At 47.5% G+C, this 20,174-nt stretch carries 17 protein-coding genes and 1 tRNA gene; 4 read left to right on the top strand and 14 right to left on the bottom strand.

The features are described 5' to 3' along the window. Positions 1-131: 131 nt before the first annotated feature. The 5 genes from ABJ081_01255 to ABJ081_01235 form a co-directional block, all read right to left on the bottom strand. Positions 132-2,393 carry an AAA family ATPase gene (locus ABJ081_01255; GenBank protein ID MEP6355291.1) on the bottom strand — a complete coding sequence of 754 codons (2,262 nt, stop codon included), beginning with the start codon at positions 2,391-2,393 and terminating at the stop codon, positions 132-134. Positions 2,394-2,484: 91 nt separating this feature from the next. After that, positions 2,485-2,697, bottom strand: a complete 213-nt coding sequence (locus ABJ081_01250) for a helix-turn-helix domain-containing protein (protein MEP6355290.1) — start codon at positions 2,695-2,697, stop codon at positions 2,485-2,487. 165 nt (positions 2,698-2,862) lie between these two features. Then, positions 2,863-3,261 (bottom strand): hypothetical protein, encoded by a 399-nt coding sequence (locus ABJ081_01245; protein ID MEP6355289.1) that lies wholly within the window; start codon positions 3,259-3,261, stop codon positions 2,863-2,865. Next, positions 3,254-4,450 (bottom strand): integrase arm-type DNA-binding domain-containing protein, encoded by a 1,197-nt coding sequence (locus tag ABJ081_01240; GenBank protein ID MEP6355288.1) that lies wholly within the window; start codon positions 4,448-4,450, stop codon positions 3,254-3,256. The genes ABJ081_01245 and ABJ081_01240 overlap by 8 nt, the downstream gene beginning before the upstream one ends. A gap of 197 nt (positions 4,451-4,647) precedes the next feature. Continuing rightward, positions 4,648-4,732 (bottom strand) — tRNA-Leu (locus ABJ081_01235). A gap of 196 nt (positions 4,733-4,928) precedes the next feature. On the opposite strand from ABJ081_01235, the gene ABJ081_01230 reads away from it, so the two are divergent. Both ABJ081_01230 and ABJ081_01225 read left to right on the top strand, forming a co-directional pair. Continuing rightward, positions 4,929-5,555, top strand: coding sequence for a YqaA family protein (locus tag ABJ081_01230; protein ID MEP6355287.1), 627 nt, complete (start codon positions 4,929-4,931; stop codon positions 5,553-5,555). 12 nt (positions 5,556-5,567) lie between these two features. After that, the gene (locus ABJ081_01225) at positions 5,568-6,056 is read left to right on the top strand and encodes a disulfide bond formation protein B (protein ID MEP6355286.1); all 489 of its coding nucleotides are present in this window, start codon (positions 5,568-5,570) and stop codon (positions 6,054-6,056) included. Here the strand turns inward: ABJ081_01225 and ABJ081_01220 are convergent. Both ABJ081_01220 and aroB read right to left on the bottom strand, forming a co-directional pair. Further along, on the bottom strand, positions 6,046-7,353 hold the full coding sequence (locus ABJ081_01220; protein ID MEP6355285.1) for an HlyC/CorC family transporter: 1,308 nt from the start codon (positions 7,351-7,353) through the stop codon (positions 6,046-6,048). The two genes, ABJ081_01225 and ABJ081_01220, sit on opposite strands and share 11 nt — an antisense overlap. Further along, the gene (gene aroB / locus ABJ081_01215) at positions 7,350-8,498 is read right to left on the bottom strand and encodes a 3-dehydroquinate synthase (GenBank protein MEP6355284.1); all 1,149 of its coding nucleotides are present in this window, start codon (positions 8,496-8,498) and stop codon (positions 7,350-7,352) included. Before aroB ends, ABJ081_01220 begins: the two co-directional genes overlap by 4 nt. A 241-nt stretch (positions 8,499-8,739) precedes the next feature. Between aroB and ABJ081_01210 the strand changes: the two genes are divergently transcribed. Further along, positions 8,740-10,380, top strand: coding sequence for an alpha-D-glucose phosphate-specific phosphoglucomutase (locus ABJ081_01210; protein ID MEP6355283.1), 1,641 nt, complete (start codon positions 8,740-8,742; stop codon positions 10,378-10,380). A gap of 6 nt (positions 10,381-10,386) precedes the next feature. On the opposite strand, the gene xylB is transcribed toward ABJ081_01210, so the two are convergent. Next, complete coding sequence (gene xylB, locus ABJ081_01205) at positions 10,387-11,838, bottom strand: xylulokinase (protein ID MEP6355282.1); 1,452 nt, start codon at positions 11,836-11,838, stop codon at positions 10,387-10,389. 3 nt (positions 11,839-11,841) lie between these two features. Further along, a complete protein-coding gene (locus tag ABJ081_01200; GenBank protein MEP6355281.1) occupies positions 11,842-13,314 on the bottom strand; it encodes a mannitol dehydrogenase family protein in 1,473 nt (490 codons plus the stop codon). 451 nt (positions 13,315-13,765) lie between these two features. Here ABJ081_01200 and ABJ081_01195 point away from each other — a divergent pair, with 451 nt between their 5' ends. Next, positions 13,766-14,686, top strand: a complete 921-nt coding sequence (locus tag ABJ081_01195; GenBank protein MEP6355280.1) for a carbohydrate kinase — start codon at positions 13,766-13,768, stop codon at positions 14,684-14,686. 34 nt (positions 14,687-14,720) lie between these two features. Here ABJ081_01195 and ABJ081_01190 read toward each other — a convergent pair whose 3' ends face one another. The 5 genes from ABJ081_01190 to zwf form a co-directional block, all read right to left on the bottom strand. After that, a complete protein-coding gene (locus tag ABJ081_01190; protein ID MEP6355279.1) occupies positions 14,721-15,380 on the bottom strand; it encodes a class II aldolase/adducin family protein in 660 nt (219 codons plus the stop codon). Positions 15,381-15,465: 85 nt separating this feature from the next. Further along, positions 15,466-16,101, bottom strand: a complete 636-nt coding sequence (locus tag ABJ081_01185) for a bifunctional 4-hydroxy-2-oxoglutarate aldolase/2-dehydro-3-deoxy-phosphogluconate aldolase (GenBank protein ID MEP6355278.1) — start codon at positions 16,099-16,101, stop codon at positions 15,466-15,468. Then, positions 16,101-17,918, bottom strand: coding sequence for a phosphogluconate dehydratase (gene edd, locus ABJ081_01180; protein MEP6355277.1), 1,818 nt, complete (start codon positions 17,916-17,918; stop codon positions 16,101-16,103). Before edd ends, ABJ081_01185 begins: the two co-directional genes overlap by 1 nt. 2 nt (positions 17,919-17,920) lie before the next feature. Continuing rightward, a complete protein-coding gene (gene pgl / locus ABJ081_01175; GenBank protein ID MEP6355276.1) occupies positions 17,921-18,619 on the bottom strand; it encodes a 6-phosphogluconolactonase in 699 nt (232 codons plus the stop codon). A 2-nt stretch (positions 18,620-18,621) separates the two neighbouring features. Beyond that, positions 18,622-20,067 (bottom strand): glucose-6-phosphate dehydrogenase, encoded by a 1,446-nt coding sequence (gene zwf / locus ABJ081_01170; GenBank protein MEP6355275.1) that lies wholly within the window; start codon positions 20,065-20,067, stop codon positions 18,622-18,624. Positions 20,068-20,174 lie beyond the last annotated feature (107 nt).

The raw sequence follows: 20,174 nt of genomic DNA, 5'->3' as shown, positions 1-20,174 counted from the left end.
CCACTACCCTACCCCCCTAAAGGGGGGTTTAGGGAATGGAGCTCAAGTAGCGCAGATGTTTGCTTTGTGTGCTGCTCCACTGCGCAACTCTGCTCCGCTCCACTTGTTTTGAGTGGCGCAACCCAAATAATTCATCCTTCACAAAGCTCTCCCACACGAACAAATTTGGTGGGTTTTCGGCCATCCGTTTGACCTTCTTCAATTACAAACGCACCGTTCTTAATCCATGCGTTAAGACAGCCTGAAACCTTTTTGCGGCCATGAATTTGAGTAGTCGTCATTTGGTCTTTCTTGAGACCTTTACCCGTCTCAATTCCCAAAGCTTCGCCAATCGCGTAACCCACCCAATCTTTGGATTGAATGCTTTCTCGATAGTCACCATCGCCAACTACGATTTGCGCTTTCTTGAGGTCTTGAACTATCATGTCATCAAATGGTTTGGGCTGCTTCCAAGGGACGACAACACCAACGTCTTCACCATTAGGTAAAATCACGCTCTCGATTTTGTACCAATCACCCCCACTGGAGGGCGGTGCATTGTTGCCCTTGTCAGAATGAACGCGGAAATAAGAACGATGGTTTTCAACGCCATATCTATCCCCCTCGTCCTTTGTCATCTTATTAAAAACCCGAGTATCACGCGAGGCGTCGACCAATGCTTTTGCGCCACGACTACTATCTGCAGTCAGCGCCTCATGAGGTGTCCCTTTGCGGGAATGATGCACCAAATGAATTGCGCAGCTGCCCTCCCCAGCAATCTTGCCCCACATCTTCGCCACAGCATCAATTGCATTGTTGTCATTTTCAGAAACCGAATGAGACGAAACAAAAGGGTCAATGACTAAGACATCAATTTTATCTGCTTTAATTTTAGCGATGATGTTATCGACAACAGGCTTATATATTTTCGTGCCCGTTCTTTCCGTAACTGCCATGCATAAGCTCTGATCACGGCCACTATTGACAAATAGCCGCCCACCAAGGTCTGTAGGCTCAATTCCATAATGTTGGCAGGTAGCTTGAATGCGGAGCTGCAATTCTTCCATTGGGTCTTCCAGATTGATGTACCAAACCCGCAGCCTCCCCCTAACAAACTTATTGAGCAATTGCCGACCAGTTACCATCGCAAGAGTTTGCGCAATAACCTCCGTCGACTTTCCAACACCACCTGGCGCAACCGTAACACTCAGATACTTGCGGATTAAACTTCTGCCATAAAGCCACGCCCGCCTTGGGAGGTTTTCTGGCTCCACCCATTGATAGGGTACGGGGGAAATCTCCCCACCATTTTCTACAATCGCAGCAGACGCAGCTTTAGCAGCAATATTGCCCTGCTCTGCTTCATTTGCACAAAGCCCCGCCCCACCAGCATTAGCCATCAAATTAGCCGAAATCTCAGCAGACAGCGCTGCTTCCTCATTACTGGCACCACCAACATCATTGTGTTTGAGTGCAATCGCTTGGAGGTCCGCACCATAGTCACGAGCAATGGCGGCAAGCGAACTCGAATTAATGCCGGTCCCTTTGAACGAAGCCCACTTCTTTCGTAGAGCTTGCGAACCATCATACTTCTTGCCACCGCCAGCCGACCACTGATCAACCAGATTAAAGCCAGCCTCAGAGCCGCCAGTGGCAGCGTGGACGGCCATCAAGCACTTATACCACTCATCATAGCCGCAGTCTGGTGGAACGTGGTTTAAAAGTTCTTCAGCCTCGCCAAGACCCGCACCATCCAATTGCTCGTCACCTGAAATGATAGGCACTGGCTGGCTTTCTACCGCACTGGCTGGCTCAGGCATATCAACAGCCTTGCTTGCCGTGATAATTGACCAAAGCCAATCAGGGACAACAGGTGCTTTTTGAATATCGCCTGCCAGTTCGTAGTCGCGATCATCTGCCATAATAGTCTCAGGCGCAATCACATAGCCACCAGACCCGCGCACATCTATTCCAGCAGGCAGGTCGCCAGTTGCGTTACCGTGGTCTTTGCCGTCAGGCAGTTTGAAATAATAATGAAGCCCATCGTTTGGCGTTGCGACAATTGGGCAATCATCTGGATTAAAGCCATGCTCATCCATCAAGTCGCCAAAAGCTCTTACACCATCTGTCTCATTATCATGGCGGTCACAGTCAATAACCAGCAAGCGAGACTTGCTAAGATCAAGACCGATAGCTGCCTTTGTTGATTTCGACCACCAGTCTTTAATTTTTTCAAAGTCAGTAGTTGAGGCTTCACGCCACTTAATACCACCGCAAGGAGATTTCGCCTTTCCACCTTTGCCGTCTCTGCTTCGACACGGGAAGACGTGAAAGCCTTGGTTGGCGAGTTTAAGCGCAACTTGCTTATTATGGCCTGCTTGCTTTTCATCAGGCGAATGACTAGGATCGGTCATGAAAATACCTTGCCCCATTGCGTTCTAGCGCGTGGGGCTTTTCTTTGCCTATCGGCCCTTGCCCTATGAGAGCGAAGGCGCAATGGGACTATTAAAAATTTGGAGTGTTTGAAATGTGATCCGCATTGGGAGCGGTATCGCTGTTGCTGATCGTTTCTAAATTAGCCAACCAATTTTGGGCATCAACCATCGCGATCAAAGTTCGCTTACCAACCTTGCGGATGGGGATGCGCCCATTGTTTACTTCTTTATAAAATGTTGTTCTGGATATACGCGCCCATTCAAGAAAATCCCGAACAGTCATTGCGCCTCTTTTTTGGGCTTGCATCACTATCGTCCTTTGTTATTTGCGATAGCTAATCGTTGCCCTTTCTTGCCCCTAGTTATCTAGGGAATAAATAAGGGCCTATTTATTCCCCAACCGTTCCAAATGACTTTAGTCAATATCTAGAGAGGGTTATCTTCTATTCTATTCACTATTAAACATGCTGTTAATTTCTTGAACTTTCTCGTAATCCAGCCGCATTCGTTTAACTGTTGACTGATCATCCTTATCTCCAGCACCAAATTCATCAGCTAAAATCTTATCGATCTCACCAGGCCTCTTACCTTCTGAACTTAACTGATCAGCGCGGAGACCTAATTCAACTATACAGATTGAGCTCCCTTTCGGACCAGGCTTAGGAAATGCATAATCTTCGATTAATTCTGCAATTGCTTCGCGCAAGTCCTTACCTACAGGCCTATCATCTCTTAAATATTCAATAGCCCAGCCTAGCTTTTTTTTCAGTTCCTTTTTTCGGGCTTTAGGATTTCCAATATTTTCATGATCACGATAAGTGAGATTAAGATGTCTTATATCAAACAATATCCAATCCTTTCAGGTTTAGAATCTCAACTGCCCACCACTCTGCCATTTTTACCCGCTCATCCCAATAGGTAGCGCGATGGTAGGCTTTGCGGACTTCATCGGCTCCAACGTGCGCTAACTCTGCTTCAATAGCATCTGGGTTCCATTTTCCCGATTCATTCAAGAGTGACGATGCTGACGCTCTAAAGCCGTGGGCTGTCACTTGGGTTTTGTCGTATCCCATGCGGCGTAAGGCATGGTTGAGGGTGTTTTCACTCATGGGGCGACGTGGGGATTGGTAGGATGGGAAAACTAGATCGCGATGGCCTGTTAGTGTGTGAAGCTCTTGCAACACCTCCACCGCTGCATCTGGCAAAGGCTTTTTATGAGGTCTACGCATTTTCATACGCTCCACTGGGATGCTCCACGTTTTGGCCTCTAAGTCGAATTCTTTCCATTCGGCTTGGCGCAATTCGCCGGGGCGCGGATAGAGGTAAGCCATTAGCTTTAAGCCTGCGATGGTTTCGGGCATGCCTTCGTATTGCCAGACTGATTTTAATAAGCTTGCAAAGTCGCCTCGTTCCGTGAAAGCGGCGCGTTGGGATACAACTGGGGTTATCAGTGCGCCACGCAAGCCGAAAGTCGGATCATTTTCAGCACGGGCGGTTGCGATGGCATAACGGAAGACTTGACCAATCTCAGCACGTAACCTGCGAGCGCTTTCGTAATTGCCTTTAGCTTCCACCTCACGAAGCGGAACAAGAATTTCAGCGGCTGTAATTTCTGCAACAGGGCGATGGAATAAACTGCTTTGAACTTGACCTAATAACCATCGCTTCTTTTTGAGCGTTTTCTCAGATTTTCCTTCGTTCGAACATTTTGCCAGAAATTCATCAGCGATAGCCCCAAAGGTATTTTCTGCTTTCAGTCGTCTTTGAACTTTAGCCTTGCGAATATCATCGGATGGATCAATATCGTTTGCCAATTTTCGTTTAGCAGCTTCACGCCTCAAACGAGCGTCTGATAAGCTGATAGCCGGATAAGCACCAATATAGAGCGTTTTTTGTTTGCCAGCATATCGATACGCCATGCGCCAAAGCTTTGCACCCTTCTTAGTGACTTCCAGATATAGCCCGCCGCCATCGCTATATTTCATCGCTTTGTCTGCAGGCTTCAAATTGCGAATTTTCGTGTCTGTCAGTGGCATTTGTTGATATCCTTTTCAAAACCACCAACAACCTATGTTGGTTTTTTTGAAAAAGCCAACACAACCACCAACAAAAATTATCGGCTGGAGGCGAACGAGAAAAGACGATAAAACACGAAGAAAGACGCTATATCACTGTAATTACAATGATATTTCGGACTATAGCGAACAATAAAGGATTGTGGAAAACGTCCAAATGGTGCCCCCCGCCGGAATCGAACCGGCACTCCTTGCGGAACGGGATTTTGAATCCCGCGCGTCTACCAATTCCGCCAGGGGGGCGTGCAAGTCAAAGGATCGAGAAGAGATCGTGGACCTATTGGAAGTCGCGCGATAATAGGTTTTCCCGCTGTCGCGTCAAGATACTTTCTCACACTAATTTCAATAAACTCATGCAATCCTCATCTCAAGCCCTTAAACTTTGCTCTTGAGTCTGATACGCAGCTCAATATCATTGCAAATATCAGTAGGCCAGCAGATGACGACCAACAATACAGATCCGGTTTTAGAGACCAACAAACCAACCTTACTGCGTCGGCTCTATGACTGGCTGCTCGCACTCGCTGGCACCAAGCACGCAACGCCAACCCTTGCCGGTGTGTCCTTTATTGAAAGCTCTTTTTTTCCAATCCCGCCTGATGTCCTGCTCATCCCTATGGTCTTAGCCAAAAAACATCGTTGGGCGTTTTTTGCTTTCATTTGTACGATCGCCTCGGTCTTTGGTGCTTTTCTTGGCTATGCCATTGGGGCGTTTTTATATGATGTGATCGCTGAGCCGATTTTAAATTTCTACGGCAAGGCTGATAAATTTGATCAAGTCAGCAGCTGGTACAATGAATATGGCGGTTGGGGCGTCTTTTTTGCGGCTGTCACCCCCTTCCCTTATAAGGTTTTGACAATTTTCTCTGGCGCAACCGGTCTTGATTTTCTCACCTTCACGATTGTAAGCATCATTGGTCGAGGCTTGCGGTTTTTTCTGGTGGCCGGCCTTGTGCGAAAGTTTGGCCCACCCATACAAGCTTTCATCGAAAAGCGCCTAGGTCTTGCTCTCACGGTGTCAATGGTGCTGTTGATCGGCGGCTTTGCGCTCATTAAACTGATCTGATTGAGAAACCCCATGACACAACGTCTTTATGCAGCTCTAATTTTTTTGGTCGCTTTAAGTGTCATATCAAGCGCTTGGGCGTTTGAACTAATCGGCGGCTTCCAACCTTGTGGTCTGTGCCTACAGCAACGCATTCCCTATTATATCGGTGTACCGGTTGCAGCCATCGCTCTTTTCTTTGCGGTCAAACCCATGCCACAAAAATGGACGAGCATGGCGCTTTGGTTATTAGCGCTTATATTTGCTGTCAGTGTTTTTCTAGCCATTCGTCACGCGGGCGTGGAATGGCAATGGTGGCTTGGTCCAGCAAATTGCGCTGCTGGCGACCTAAGCAATTTTGGCAATGGTGGCTCACTCTTAGACGCCTTAAAAGACGTGAAGATCGCTTATTGTGATGAAGCTGCGGCGCGATTCCTTGGGCTTTCATTTGCAGGCTGGAATGCCATCGCATCCCTCATCCTCACACTGCTCGCCCTCAAAGGCGCGCTGGCTAAGTCCTAGGCCAAGCTCTAGGATCAGCCGTCGGCATAAGTTTCAAAGACAAGATCCGGTTCCGCTCTTTCTTTAAGACAAGAAACCGCAAGCCGTGAAATGTGAATTGCTGGCTCTGGTCCGGTATGGCCCGCGCTTCATGGATAACAAGACCTGCAATCGTGGTCGCCTCGTCATCAGGCAAAGACCACTCCATCGCACGATTAATATCGCGGATCGGTACGCCACCATCAACAATCAATGATCCGTCCGGTTGCGGTTCAACGCCTTTAAGGTCGATATCATGCTCATCGGCAATATCGCCAACGATCTCCTCCAAAATATCTTCCAAAGTCACAATTCCTTCCAATTCACCATACTCATCCACCACGATGGCAAGATGCGATTGACGGCGCAAAAATTGGTTCAGCTGGACCTGAAGAGATGTTGTATCTGGAACAAACCATGCATTTTGAGCAACGGTCTTGAAATCAATTTTTTCAAGATCATTCTCTACATCGACCAAAGCCCGGAAAAGTGATTTTACGTGTAGTATGCCTACAATGTTGTCGGGTTCATCCTCATAGAGAGGATGACGCGTGAAGGGGCTGGATAATATTTCCGGCACGAGGTCAACGGCAGGTTTATTAATATCAAAACTCACCATCTCGGTTCGATGCACCATGACATCGGCAACTTCTAGTTCGTGCAAATCAAGAACACCGCCCACGCGGTCGCGGTCTGACTTCACCACGGCGCCTTCTTCGTGCATCAAATCAAGCGTACCACGCAACTCGTCAGCAGCAGATAAAACGCTTTGGTCTTCCATAATATTAACGCCAAATCGCGCCAGCAGCCAGCGCACAAAAGCAGCTATGACGCGCGTAATGGGCGCAAAAATAGCAACAATAAACCGAACGGCAGGCGCCACCGCAAGGGCAAACCGTTCAGGGTTGGATATAGCCCAAGTCTTTGGAAGAACTTCAGCAAAAATGACAACAACAAGCGTCATCACCACGGTTGCAATGGCAACTCCTGCTTCGCCGAAAATACTCAAGAATAAGCTTGTCGCTAAGGCGGAAGCTAAAATATTGACAAGATTATTGCCCAAAAGAAGAGCGCCGATGAGCCGCTCTTTCGCACGGATCAAGGTGCCAACAATGCCTGCTTTTGCCGCTTGTGCTTCTTTCGATTTTTCAAGCTGAAACATCCGCGCGCGCGAGGTCGCTGTCAGTGCGGTTTCTGAACCGGAAAAAAAGCCAGAAATAATAATCAGCACCAAAATTGCAAGGATATGTAGCCATTGATCAACACTCAGACTTGTCACAGCTCAGCCTCCTGACTTTCATTAAGAAAGCTATGCACCTCTGCTGGAGGTACATCATTGGCGATAAATGCTTTGCCGATGCCGTGCGTCAAAATGAACGTGAGCGCACCGCGTGTCACTTTCTTATCTTGAGCTATATGTTCCATAAGCTCATCTACATTCAATGGATCACCTGGAATATCAGAAAGCTCCGTCGGCAAACCAACGTCTTTAAAATGCGCTTCCACGCGCTTTGCATCATCTTGTGAGGCCAAATTCATCCGAGTTGAAAAACGGTGTGCCATCACCATACCAATCGAAATTGCTTCTCCATGCACAAGACGCTTGCGATAGCCGGTTGCGCGTTCAAGTGCATGCCCGAATGTATGCCCAAGATTTAACAGCGCGCGCTCGCCCGCTTCTTTTTCATCAGCAGCAACCACCGCCGCTTTCGCTCGACAAGAGGTCGCAACAGCATGCATACGTTCCTTGCCACCTTTCATAATACCTTGCCAGTTTTCTTCCAACCACTTGAAAAAATCCTCATCATTGATGAGACCATATTTGGCCACTTCAGCATAACCTGCCCGCATATGGCGTCCGCTCAATGTGTCGAGAGCAGCCGTATCCGCAATCACAAGACCGGGTTGATGGAATGCTCCAATCAGGTTTTTGCCTTGAGGGGCGTTGATACCAGTTTTCCCGCCAACAGACGAATCCACCTGTGCCAATAGGCTTGTGGGAATTTGCACGAAAGGCATACCCCGACGAACAATGCTCGCAGAAAAACCCGCCAGATCACCAATAACACCACCCCCAAGCGCCACGACAATATCGCGTCGTTCAAGTTTGGCAGACAAAATCTTATTATTAACGTGTTCAAGAACTGGCCAGCTTTTAGAGCCTTCACCAGGTTCCACAATAACATCATTCGTCTCGATACCTACGCCATTGAGTGATTCTTTCAAGTTATCCAAGTGATGGAAACCAACCGTCTCATCGGTCACAATAGCCGCGCGAGCCTCACCAAACCGCGTTATAATAGCCGCGCCCGCCTCATTAATAAGCCCCTCACCAATCATTATCTCATAGGAGCGATCACCCAGAGAAACGGGCACAACTTCACGGCTTGAAGCGTCATATTTTTCTAATGTCGGATCCTGCACGGATATTTTTCCTGAAGTTCAGCTAAATGTCAGCGAACTTTATTCAAGATCAATCGATTTCGCCAGTGCTGGTTTGTCACAATTACGAGTTTAGTAAAGCCTTTCTCGCATGGCAGCCATTTAACAAGACTAATTATGGCGATTGAAAGATAATTTGTCAGCGCTTATGTTCTCGCGCAAATGATGATAAGAGCAAACTCAAATAAAAATTGGTCAAAACCTTTTTTAGAAGTGGGTAAAGATGCAAATTGAAACAATAAAGACAACCCCGTTTGACGACCAATTGCCGGGCACATCTGGTTTGCGAAAAAAGACCAAGATTTTTATGGGCTCCGGTTATCTAGAAAATTTTGTGCAGTCGATTTTCAGCGCAATTGGTGGCGCCAAGGGAAAAAGCTTCATTGTCGGGGGCGATGGGCGCTATTTCAACCAGCAAGCCATACAGATCATTTTGAAAATCGCCGTAGCCAACGGTGCCGCCAAGGTTATTGTCGGCCGTGATGGATTGCTCTCCACACCTGCCGCATCACATCTCATCCGAAACTTTAAAGCAGACGGGGGCTTGATCCTTTCTGCTAGCCATAATCCCGGGGGCTTGGACGAAGATTTCGGGTTAAAATTTAATATATCAAATGGCGGGCCAGCGCCTGAAAAAGTAACCGCCGCTATGTATGAGGCAACGAAATCTATTTCGCAGTATTTGATTGCAAAAACCGATGACCTTGATCTTTCTAAATCAGGGAAAATTCACATGGGAGAGATGGAGGTCGAGATTATTGACCCTGTGGCCCATTACGCCGAATTGATGCAAACGCTCTTTGACTTTGATAAGATCCGTCGCTTGTTTGCATCAGGATTTACGATGCGATTTGATGCCATGCACGCGGTAACCGGCCCCTATGCCACAACCCTTTTAGAAGATATCCTTGGCGCACCAAAAGGTACGGTTGTGAACGGCACACCGCTTGAAGACTTCGGCAAGGGCCACCCTGATCCTAATCCGGTCTGGGCGAAGCCACTCTATGATTTGATGATGTCCGCTGATGCCCCCGATTTTGGCGCAGCCTCTGATGGAGACGGCGACCGCAATATGATTGTCGGCAAAGGCATCTATGTGACACCCTCCGATAGTTTAGCCGTGCTCGCTGCCAATGCGCACTTAGCACCAGGTTATAAAGACGGCATTAAAGGTATTGCACGCTCCATGCCAACAAGTGCGGCCAGTGACCGAGTGGCTGAAAAACTCGGCATTGCCTCCTATGAAACCCCGACAGGCTGGAAATTTTTCGGCAATCTCTTGGATGATGGCAAGGTCAGTATATGCGGTGAAGAAAGTGCCGGAACAGGATCAGACCATGTGCGCGAAAAGGACGGCTTATGGGCTGTCTTGCTATGGCTAAATATTCTAGCTGAACGGCAGCAAACCATAGCTGATATTCTCGCAGACCATTGGAGAACTTTTGGACGCAACTATTATTCACGCCATGATTATGAAGCCGTTGAAAGCGATAAGGCTAATGCGCTGATGGAGGCATTGCGCAAAAAAATAGACACGCTTTCAGGAAAGACCTTCGCCAATCTTGTTGTTACATCAGCCGATGAATTCTCTTACCATGATCCAGTAGATGGTTCACTCAGCAAAAACCAAGGCTTGAGGATAAATTTTGCAGGCGGCGGTCGGGGTGTGTTGCGTCTTTCTGGAACAGGGACACAAGGCGCAACGCTCAGAATTTATCTCGAACAATATGTCGCTTCTGAAGCTGGCAACGAAGACGCGCTTTTCCAAGAGACTCACACGACAATTACAGGTGTTGAAAATGCCGTGAAAGAAATTGCCAATATCGCAATGGTGGGTCGTGAGAGACCAGACATGATAACTTAAATAAGGTCAGGCTATGGATTTTATTTTCGGATAACTGTCACAAAACGCCTGATATGACTCGTCAAACAAGGGCGCCATCTCCTTCACTGGCTCTATAGTGTCACCCACATCAGGTTCAAACATAAATGTCTCCGGAGCCGCGCCACTGGTTGCGGCAATCCCCAGTCGAGCGGCACCAAGGGCCGCACCAAATTCGCCGCCTTTTGGTAGATGCAAAGGGGTGCCGAGAACTGTCGCAATCAATTCAATCCAATAGCGTGAACCGGTTCCTCCTCCAATCGCGATGAGACGATCAAAATGAGCGCCCGTTGATGTGAGTGCTTCCTTTGAGTCGCGTAAACCAAAAGCAACACCTTCCAGCACTGCTCGGGTTAAATCATCACGCGTGGTATCAATTGATATGCCAGTGAAGCACCCTCTTATATCAGCGTCATTATGAGGTGTGCGCTCGCCTGACAAATATGGCAAAAACCTCACCCGCCCCGGCACTTGTAGGTCCACCCCTATTGATTTTGTGAGTTGTGATGGTGATGATCCCGTCACCCCCGCCAACCAGTTGAGGCTATCGGTTGCCGCAAGCATGACGCCCATTTGATACCAACGATCAGGGATGGCATGGCAAAATGTATGGACAGCAGTTTCCGGTGCGGGCGCATAGCCCTCCCGCGCCGCTAGCAACACACCTGAGGTGCCCAACGACACAAAGCCTTGCCCTTTGTTTAAAGCGCCAATACCGCAAGCCGCCGCCGCATTATCACCGGCACCACCCGCGACCATAACCGGCTTTGAAAGTCCCCATTTCTTTGCCAAGTCTGTGCGCAATTGCCCCGCTATATCGCTTCCCTCGACAAGTCTTGGCATTTGATCACGCCGCATATCCCCTATTTCAAGTAAAACGTCGGACCAGTCGCGTGCGCCCGTATCAAACCAAGACGTGCCAGCGCTATCGGACATGTCCGCCACAAAGTCGCCAGTCAAATAATAATTTATAAACGCCGCAGGCAGTAGAACCTTATCCACCTTGTCAAAAGTTTCCGGTTCATTGTTTTTGACCCATGTAAGCTTTGGAGCCGTGAAGCCAGGGAAAACAATATTACCTGATAAGTCGCGCACCCGCTCTATTTGGTCCAGTATCGCAGCCTCTTCATGTGAGCGCGTATCGTTCCATAGGATACAAGGGCGCAACACACAGCCCGCAGCATCCAACAATGTAGCGCCGTGCATGTGCCCCGCAACGCCTATGCCTTTCAGGTCCGTAAATTGCGAAAACTTTTCACGCAGCTCAACAAGCGCGCCCTCAAGCGCAGTGATCCAATCGCTCGGGTCTTGCTCAGACCATCCTGAGTGCGGGTGGGATATTTCATAATGTCGTTCAGCAGCACCAATTGGCACCCCATGGTCATCAACGAGCAACGCCCGTAAGCCCGATGTACCAAGATCAATACCCAGATAACTCATATTTTATGAGCCTTCTACATACACTTTAAGTGCCGCTTCCATACCCTCACTCCAAATCAGCGAGAGCCACTTTTCAAATGCTTCAGCAAAAGGCGCAGCGTCTTTCAGGTCACCATAGATATTCGTCATTTCCAACCATGCGAGAGGTCGCTCTCGTGCCTGTTTTGCGTGAACGTTTAAATCATCCCAAAAAGGATCATTGGGCTCAATAATTGTTCCATCTTCGCGCGTACCAGCACACATGCGTGCCCATGCCGCTTCCGCCAATGCCAAACCACTAACTGACTGCTTTGAGCTTATCCCGTCACGAATCGATGGCAAAACAAAGCCTGTATGCCGCGATGATCCATCAAAAGCCACACGGCGTGTTGTGTCTATTATCCTGAAATTAGAAAACCGCTCAATGATGAGCTTTAAATATAACTCCGGCGTCATATCGCCCACTGGCATGACATGAGGAGCGATTTCTTCGCCCACAACCTTGCTCAAAAAATGACTTATAGGCTCATGGGCTATTGCATCTGAAATGGTTTGAATACCCAATATTTCAGCCGCATTCGCAATCAACTGATGCCCTCCGTTGAGGAGGCGAAGTTTCATTTTTTCATGATCATGCACATCATCGGTAAAGGTAGCGCCAACCTTGTCCCAATCAGGCCGGCCCGCACAAAAATCATCTTCAATCACCCATTGACGAAAATTTTCATGACTAACAGGCACCAAATCTTCAATGCCAAGTTCTTTGGCTAATTCCAATTCGTGTTCGCCTGTGGCAGGTACAATACAATCCACCATAGAGTTCGGGAAAGTGGAATGCGTTTCAATCCACTTTGCTAGATCAGGATCGCTTAATTCAGCCAGACAGACGACCGCTTGTTTTAAAATTGCCCCATTGCCTTGCAAATTATCACAGCTAAGACATGTAAATGGCAAAGCGCCAGACTCACGACGTATCTTTAAGGCCGCCACAATGGCACCAAAGGCTGTGCATGGCTTATCAGGATATTCCACGTCGTGACGAATATCCGCATGGCACTCATCAAAACCTTTTGTTACTGGGTTGAGATAATAGCCGCCCTCGGTAACAGTCATTGCAACAATACGAATTGCAGGATCTGCCATCTGTGCGATCAATGATGTATTACCTTCGGTGATTGGGACATAATCAATCATAGAACCAATAACTTCAGCTGATGTTTTATCTGGGTCCAGCTCAAGCAATGTCGTCAAATAATCTTGTTGCTTCAGTTTTAATCGTTGCTTTTCATCATAGGGGCGCACACCAGCGCCCACAATTGCCCAGTCCAAAGCTTCACCTTCTTGCATAAGGCGGTGCAAATACCACGCCTGATGGGCACGGTGGAAATTCCCTAACCCTATATGCACAATACCAGGCTTCAGCTTTGACCGCTCATAAGATGGGCTGAGAACAAATGCTGGCAATTCAGGCAATGTGGCGTTTGATAGTCTAATCATATTATATGCTTTCCGGCTGTCATCTTGAGAAAACTACGTGCACTACGTTTGCGCCGCCAGCTAAGTCACAAGTAAAACAGTGGGCTCGATAATTTTAATATTGCTTGCATTTGTAACAAAAAACAAACAGTTGCAATACTAAAATTTCTACCTTCTATTTTATGGATAATTTGAATTTGAATTGATAAAATCAATGCACCTTTATTTGGCTTTGTATCGATCAAAAGGTCTTGCTTCAAGATTTTTCTTTGCTCATTAAGACCGAAAATACATGGTGTGCATTAGCCCACCCACAATACGTAGGAACAACCAGACCATGTAGATCAAAAACCCTATCGCCTCCTGTGGATATCTTGTAATTAATTATATTAAAATAAATCAAAATCGAACCCTATGTTTAAGCCGTCATAAACTGGCTTAAAATGTGTCACGCCGTGAAAAGGAAAATAAAATGATCGTTTGTATTGGGGAAGCACTCGTGGATATGATCCCTAGAACACTGCCAAGTGGTGACGAAAGCTATCTTCCCATTTCTGGCGGCGCCGTTTTCAATACATCCATTGCTTTAAGTCGGCTTGGCAGCAAAGCGGCCCTTCTGACAGGATTATCGAATGATCTATTTGGACAACAAATCCGCGCATCTTTGCTTCAATCCGGTGTCGAGACCGATTTAATCGTCACCTCAGACCGCCCAACAACTTTGGCATTTGTAAAACTAATCAATGGATCAGCTCAATATTCTTTCTTCGACGAGAATTCTGCCATGCGCATGCTGGCGCTATCTGATCTGGGAGTCTTTCCCAAGAGCGCCAAAGCACTCTTCATGGGTGGAATTAGTCTCGCAATCGAACCATTCGGTGTGGCCTGTAAGGAATATCTAGGCACCCTCAATGATGACATTCCAGTGATGGTGGACCCAAACATCAGACCTACTTTCATCTCCGATGAGAAAGCCTATCGCGAAAGATTGCAAACAATCATCGCCCGCAGCGACATCATCAAAGTATCTGATGAAGATCTTGAATTGATGGAGCCAGGGTCAAACTTCGAGGAAATAGCAAAAGACTGGATTGAACAAGGTGCTTCTCTTGTGCTGCGAACCCTTGGCGGCGATGGAGCCGAGGCCGTAACGGCAACGCAGACAATCAAGGTCGATGGAGTATCGGTCAAAGTGGTCGACACTGTTGGTGCGGGTGACACATTCAATGCAGGACTTCTTCATAGTTTAGATACAGCTGGAAAGCTCAACCGCAGTAGCTTGAAAAATCTTGATGACCAGGATATTTCAACAGCACTTTCTTTCGCTTGTCGGTGCGCTGCCCATACAGTGGGACAAGCAGGCGCAAATCCTCCTTGGCAAAAAGATTTATGATTGATGCACCAAAATAACTAAAGTGATTATCTAGCTAAACACCATAGCCCGCAAATAGACGAATTGCATCGTTGATTTGTTCTTCTGTTAGCAGAACAGGCTCACCTAGTTGTAATGCCAATTGATATTGACGGGCGAGCGTTTCAAGTTCCACTGCTCGCCACATTGCCTGCTCCAGCCCCTTACCTGTTGCGACCATGCCATGGTTCGCCATTATACAGGCCGTTCTGCCTTCCAATGCTGTCATCACATTTTCTGCAAGTTCAGGTGTCCCAAAAGTTGCATAGTCAGCACAGCGAACATCCATGCCGCCAAAAGCTGCGACCATATAGTGACAGGCAGGTATCGTCTTATGCAGCATCGAAAGAGCCGTGCAATATGTCGCATGCGTATGCACCACAGCCGTAATGTCATCTCGACGCTTCATGCAAAGCCAATGAAAGCGCCACTCAGTTGATGGCTTACATGGACCATCCCATGATGTCGGCATATCGCCCGTATAATCCCCCGTCAAATCTATTGACGCGATCATGTCAGGCGTAAGCTTTTTATAGGGAACAGCCGACGGCGAGATCAACATCCGGTCTTCATATTGCACTGAAATATTGCCTGATGTGCCTTGATTCAGGCCACTCGCATTCATCTCAAGACATGCATCAATAATATCTCTACGGGCATCGACTTCGCTCGCCATTTCAATTCTTCTCCACCATAGGCATCACAAGCACCATTTATGCTCAACACCAGAACATAAACTGATCTGGTTTTACAGTGAAGGCTTAGCTTGCTAGCGCAACCGCTTCGCGGGCCAATTTTTCAATTCCGTCCCAATCACCATTATCGATCATTGCTTTAGGCGCCATCCAGCTGCCACCAGCACAAACCACATTTGGAAGGGCCAAATAATCTTTGGCGTTAGCTGTATTCACCCCACCTGTGGGACAAAAACTTGCACTTGGCAAAGGTGAGGCAAGAGACTTCAATGCGCTCACACCACCATTGGCTTCTGCTGGGAAAAACTTCAGCATATCAAAACCCGCTTCCAACAAAGACATCACTTCACTTGCAGTCGACGCGCCCGGAAGCAAGGGCATTTTTACGCTCTTAGCCACATCAATAAGTGTATCCGTTATACCAGGGGATACGCCAAATTGGGCGCCAGCTTCTTTGGCAGCATGAAAATCTTCAGGAGATAACAAGGTGCCTGCGCCAACGATTGCACCCTCGCAGGCCGCCATTTCACGAATGACGTCAAGAGCAGCATCTGTACGAAGAGTAACCTCAAGAACCGGCAAACCACCAGCAATCAATGCTTTGGCAAGTGGCACGGCATCGGCAGCATTTTCAACAACAAGCACCGGTATAATTGGCGCTTTCAGGCAAATCTGCCGCGCCGCTTTACTAATATCTAAAATCAATGTTCATCACTCCAAAAAACACTCGCGCCGCTATCAGCCGAGGTAACATGTCGCCGGAAAGGGGCGAATAAATCGCGACCTCCGCCTTTTTCATTGGCACTTAAATCAATCACAGCAGCTTGTCTGTCGACCACACCATCAGTCAAAATTATGAGGTCGCCTGTTACAGCATCAACCCGCACGCGATCGCCATCCTCAAGTTTAGCAATATTGCCACCATCGAGAGCTTCTGGCGAAACGTGAATAGCGGCCGGCACCTTACCTGATGCGCCCGACATACGCCCGTCGGTCACCAATGCCACTTTGATACCCTTGCTTTGCAGACCCGATAGAATTGGCGTGAGAGAATGGAGCTCAGGCATACCATTGGCTTTTGGCCCTTGGAAACGAACAACAACCACAACGTCTTCAGTGAGCTTTCCAGCTTTGAAAGCTTCCTTGACTTCTTCTTGGTCATTGAACACCTGAACCGGCGCTTCTACCACACGGTGCTCTTCAGCCACGGCAGAAACTTTCATCACGGCAGTGCCGAGATTGCCACTAAGCCGCTTTATACCACCTGTTTTTTGGAAAGGGTCCGCAACGGTTTTAATGATCTTATCGTTGATGCCGTGTACCTCATCCCCTTGCCAAGAAATTTCACCATCAATAAGTTTCGGCTCTTTTGTATAATGCTCCATACCCTCACCCATGATCGTACTCACATCAGGATGCAGGAGTTGATTTTTCAAGAGATCACCAATGACTGCGGCAAGGCCGCCTGCTGCATGGAAATGGTTCACATCAGCAAGACCATTTGGATAAACACGAGTCACAAGTGGCACTATTTCCGAGATTTCCTCGAAATCTTGCCAATCGAGTATAATCCCACCAGCGCGCGCCATAGCAATCAAATGGATCAAATGATTGGTCGACCCGCCGGTTGCATTAAGACCAACAATCCCATTAACATAGGCGCGCTCATCTAAAATGGTGCACACAGGTGTGTAGTGGTTACCCAAAGCGCTTAATTGTAGCGCACGCTGCGCACCCGCTTTTGTCAAAGCATCGCGCAAAGGCGTATTGGGATTTACAAAGCTAGAACCCGGCAAATGCATACCCATAAATTCCATCAGCATTTGATTGGTATTTGCAGTGCCATAAAAAGTGCATGTACCTGGACCATGATAGGATGCAATTTCTGCAGCCATAAGTTCATCTCGCCCAACTTCACCTGCCGCAAATTGCTGGCGGACTTTTGCTTTTTCATCATTGGGCAAGCCAGAGGTCATGGGACCGGCTGGCAGAAAAACAGTGGGAACATGGCCAAAACTCTGCGCCGCAATAACCAGGCCTGGAACGATCTTGTCACATACGCCTAAATAAACAGCGGCATCAAATGTATTGTGGCTCATGGCCACATTAGCAGCCAGCGCTATCACATCGCGAGAAAATAGACTGAGCTCCATGCCCGCTGTTCCTTGCGTGACGCCATCACACATCGCAGGCACACCGCCGGCAACTTGAGCCGTGCCGCCAATTTCGCGGGCAGCCTCACGAAGAAGTTCTGGGTAGCGTTCAAAGGGCTGGTGGGCCGACAGCATGTCATTGTAAGCCGTCACAATTCCTAGATTACCAGCATCGCGCTTTAAAAGGCTCTCTTGGTCTTCGCCAGCCCCAGCAAAAGCATGAGCCTGATTACTGCATGTGTGATGGGAACGCGCAGGCCCATCTGGCTTTGCTGTCGCCATATCAGATAAATAGATGGACCGCGTTTTAGAGCTGCGCTCAATAATCCGGTCAGTCACTCGTGCAATACGATCATCAATAGCCATCATTAAACTACCTTTTCTGCGTAATGTATCTGAAGCATTTTATGCATTAGAACCGATTTCACTGGTGCTTTGATAATAGATTGTATTGTTTCAGACTGGTTCAAGGCATCAAGTTTATCTGACCCAACGATCAAAATATGAAGATTTTTCGCATTCATTAAAACGGGTAATGTCAATGTCAGGCGTACTTCGTCTGCAGTTGGTGGCGTCATCGGTAAAACCAGATGAGGACAATCTGCAGATATTGCCTCTTCTAGACCTGGGGTATCAGGAAATAAACTGGCAATATGCATATCCGCACCCATACCAAGCACGCAAACATCCACAGGCAATAACTTACCTATCTTCGATGAAGCATCTTTGGCACAAAGATCTGGTGTTGCCTCGCCATCGCAAAGCGCGAGAAAGGTGGCCTCAGCCGCTTCATTAATCAAAAGATTTTCTGCCACCAAACGCGCATTAGAACGCGGGGAGTCTTTTGGCACAAAGCGTTCATCTGTCGTTGTGATAACCACTTTAGTCCAGTCCAGCTGGCAGCGCGATAGATGCTCGAAAAACATGGCAGGCGTTTGCCCACCAGCAACCGCAAGAATTGCGCTATCTTTTGACTCGATTGTCTCTATCAGTTGAGATGCAACACTTATGGCCAGCGCTTCTGCTTGTTGAATTGGGGAAGCATACTTAGAAATATTATTCAACATAATCACACACTACGCCAACGTCGTCCGTCCTGATGCATCATAATCATTGCTTCTTCTGGTCCCGAACCACCACTATCATAAGCAAGAGGTTTATCTTGTGCCTCTTCCCACTGCTTCATAATTGGGTCGATCCATTCCCATGCCGCCTCAACCTCATCATCCCTCATAAAGAGCGTTTGGTCCCCGCGCACGACATCCATAATCAGGCGTTCATAAGCATCTGGCGCCTGATCTACCTGACCCAAAGTTTCAGCAAAGGTCATATCCATAGGCACCTCAGCAAGGCGCATTCCACCAGGCCCAGGCTCTTTGATCGTCATCTTTAAAGTAATGCCTTCATCCGGCTGCAAACGAATGATCAAATCATTGCCTTGCAGGTCTTTCTTTTGATCAAAGATTGAATGAGGGGGATTACGAAAGACGACCGCTATTTCGGATTTGCGATTCCTCATTTTTTTACCTGTTCGCAGATAAAACGGTGTGCCCGCCCAGCGCCAATTGGAAATATGCGCCTTGATGGCAATAAAACACTCAGTGCGACTTTCAGGATTTTCCGAGTGCTCCAAGTAGCCTATGCCTGTATCTGAATCACGGTATTGCCCACGAACAACGTTCTCTGGTTGCACCGGGTCAAGTGCCCTAATGATTTTTAGTTTTTCATCCCGCACCGCATCTGATTCAAATTTCGAAGGCGGCTCCATCGCGATCAAACACAATAACTGCATCAGGTGATTTTGAACCATATCTCGCATTGCGCCAGATTGATCATAATAACCACCGCGACCTTCAACACCAAGATCCTCAGCAACTGTAATTTGTACGTGATCGATGTTTGTTGAATTCCAAGAGCGTTCAAACAAGGCATTTGCAAATCGCAGCGCCATCAGATTTTGCACAGTCTCTTTCCCGAGATAGTGATCAATCCGGTATATTTGTTTTTCTTCAAAATAGTTGCGAAGCTCTTGATTAAGTTCCCGCGCCGTTGGCAAGCTGTTACCAAATGGCTTTTCTGCGACAATCCTCGAATCAGGTGTAGAAATACCGCTATCATGAAGTTGTTTGGCTATTGGTTTGTAGAGTGAGGGCGCTACCGACAAATAAAACACTCTGATCACATCATCACGCAGCGTTTTTTTAAGGGCGCTCATGCCATCACCAGAAACAGCATCAACTTTTACGTATGACAGAAGGTCCAAAAACGCATCAACAACATCTTTGTCTTTGCAACAATCGGCACAAAATTCTACCAAGGCGTCTTTCATATATTTGCGAAATACTTTCGCATTCATCTCGCTGCGTGCTGCACCAATAACACGAGATTCATTTGTCATTTGTCCCGCAACAAAACGACGAAAGAGGCTTGGAAATATTTTGCGTTTAGCAAGATCACCCGTTGCTCCAAATATAATCAGATCAAACGAATTCACAGGTATTACTTTCGAGACCATATACTTATTTCTTTCTAATAAATGAGGTCACAAAAACTCTGACTTTAATGTGCCGTCAGTCATTACATTTATGGAAAAATGAGATCACGTCTTATACGTAAGACGTA

It is taken from the genome of Hyphomicrobiales bacterium (assembly GCA_039989895.1).
In the GTDB taxonomy this organism is placed as follows: Bacteria; Pseudomonadota; Alphaproteobacteria; order Rhizobiales; family JACESI01; genus JACESI01.
Note: the sequence above shows the minus strand (reverse complement) of the source record. Positions and strands in the feature narration are given on the sequence as shown.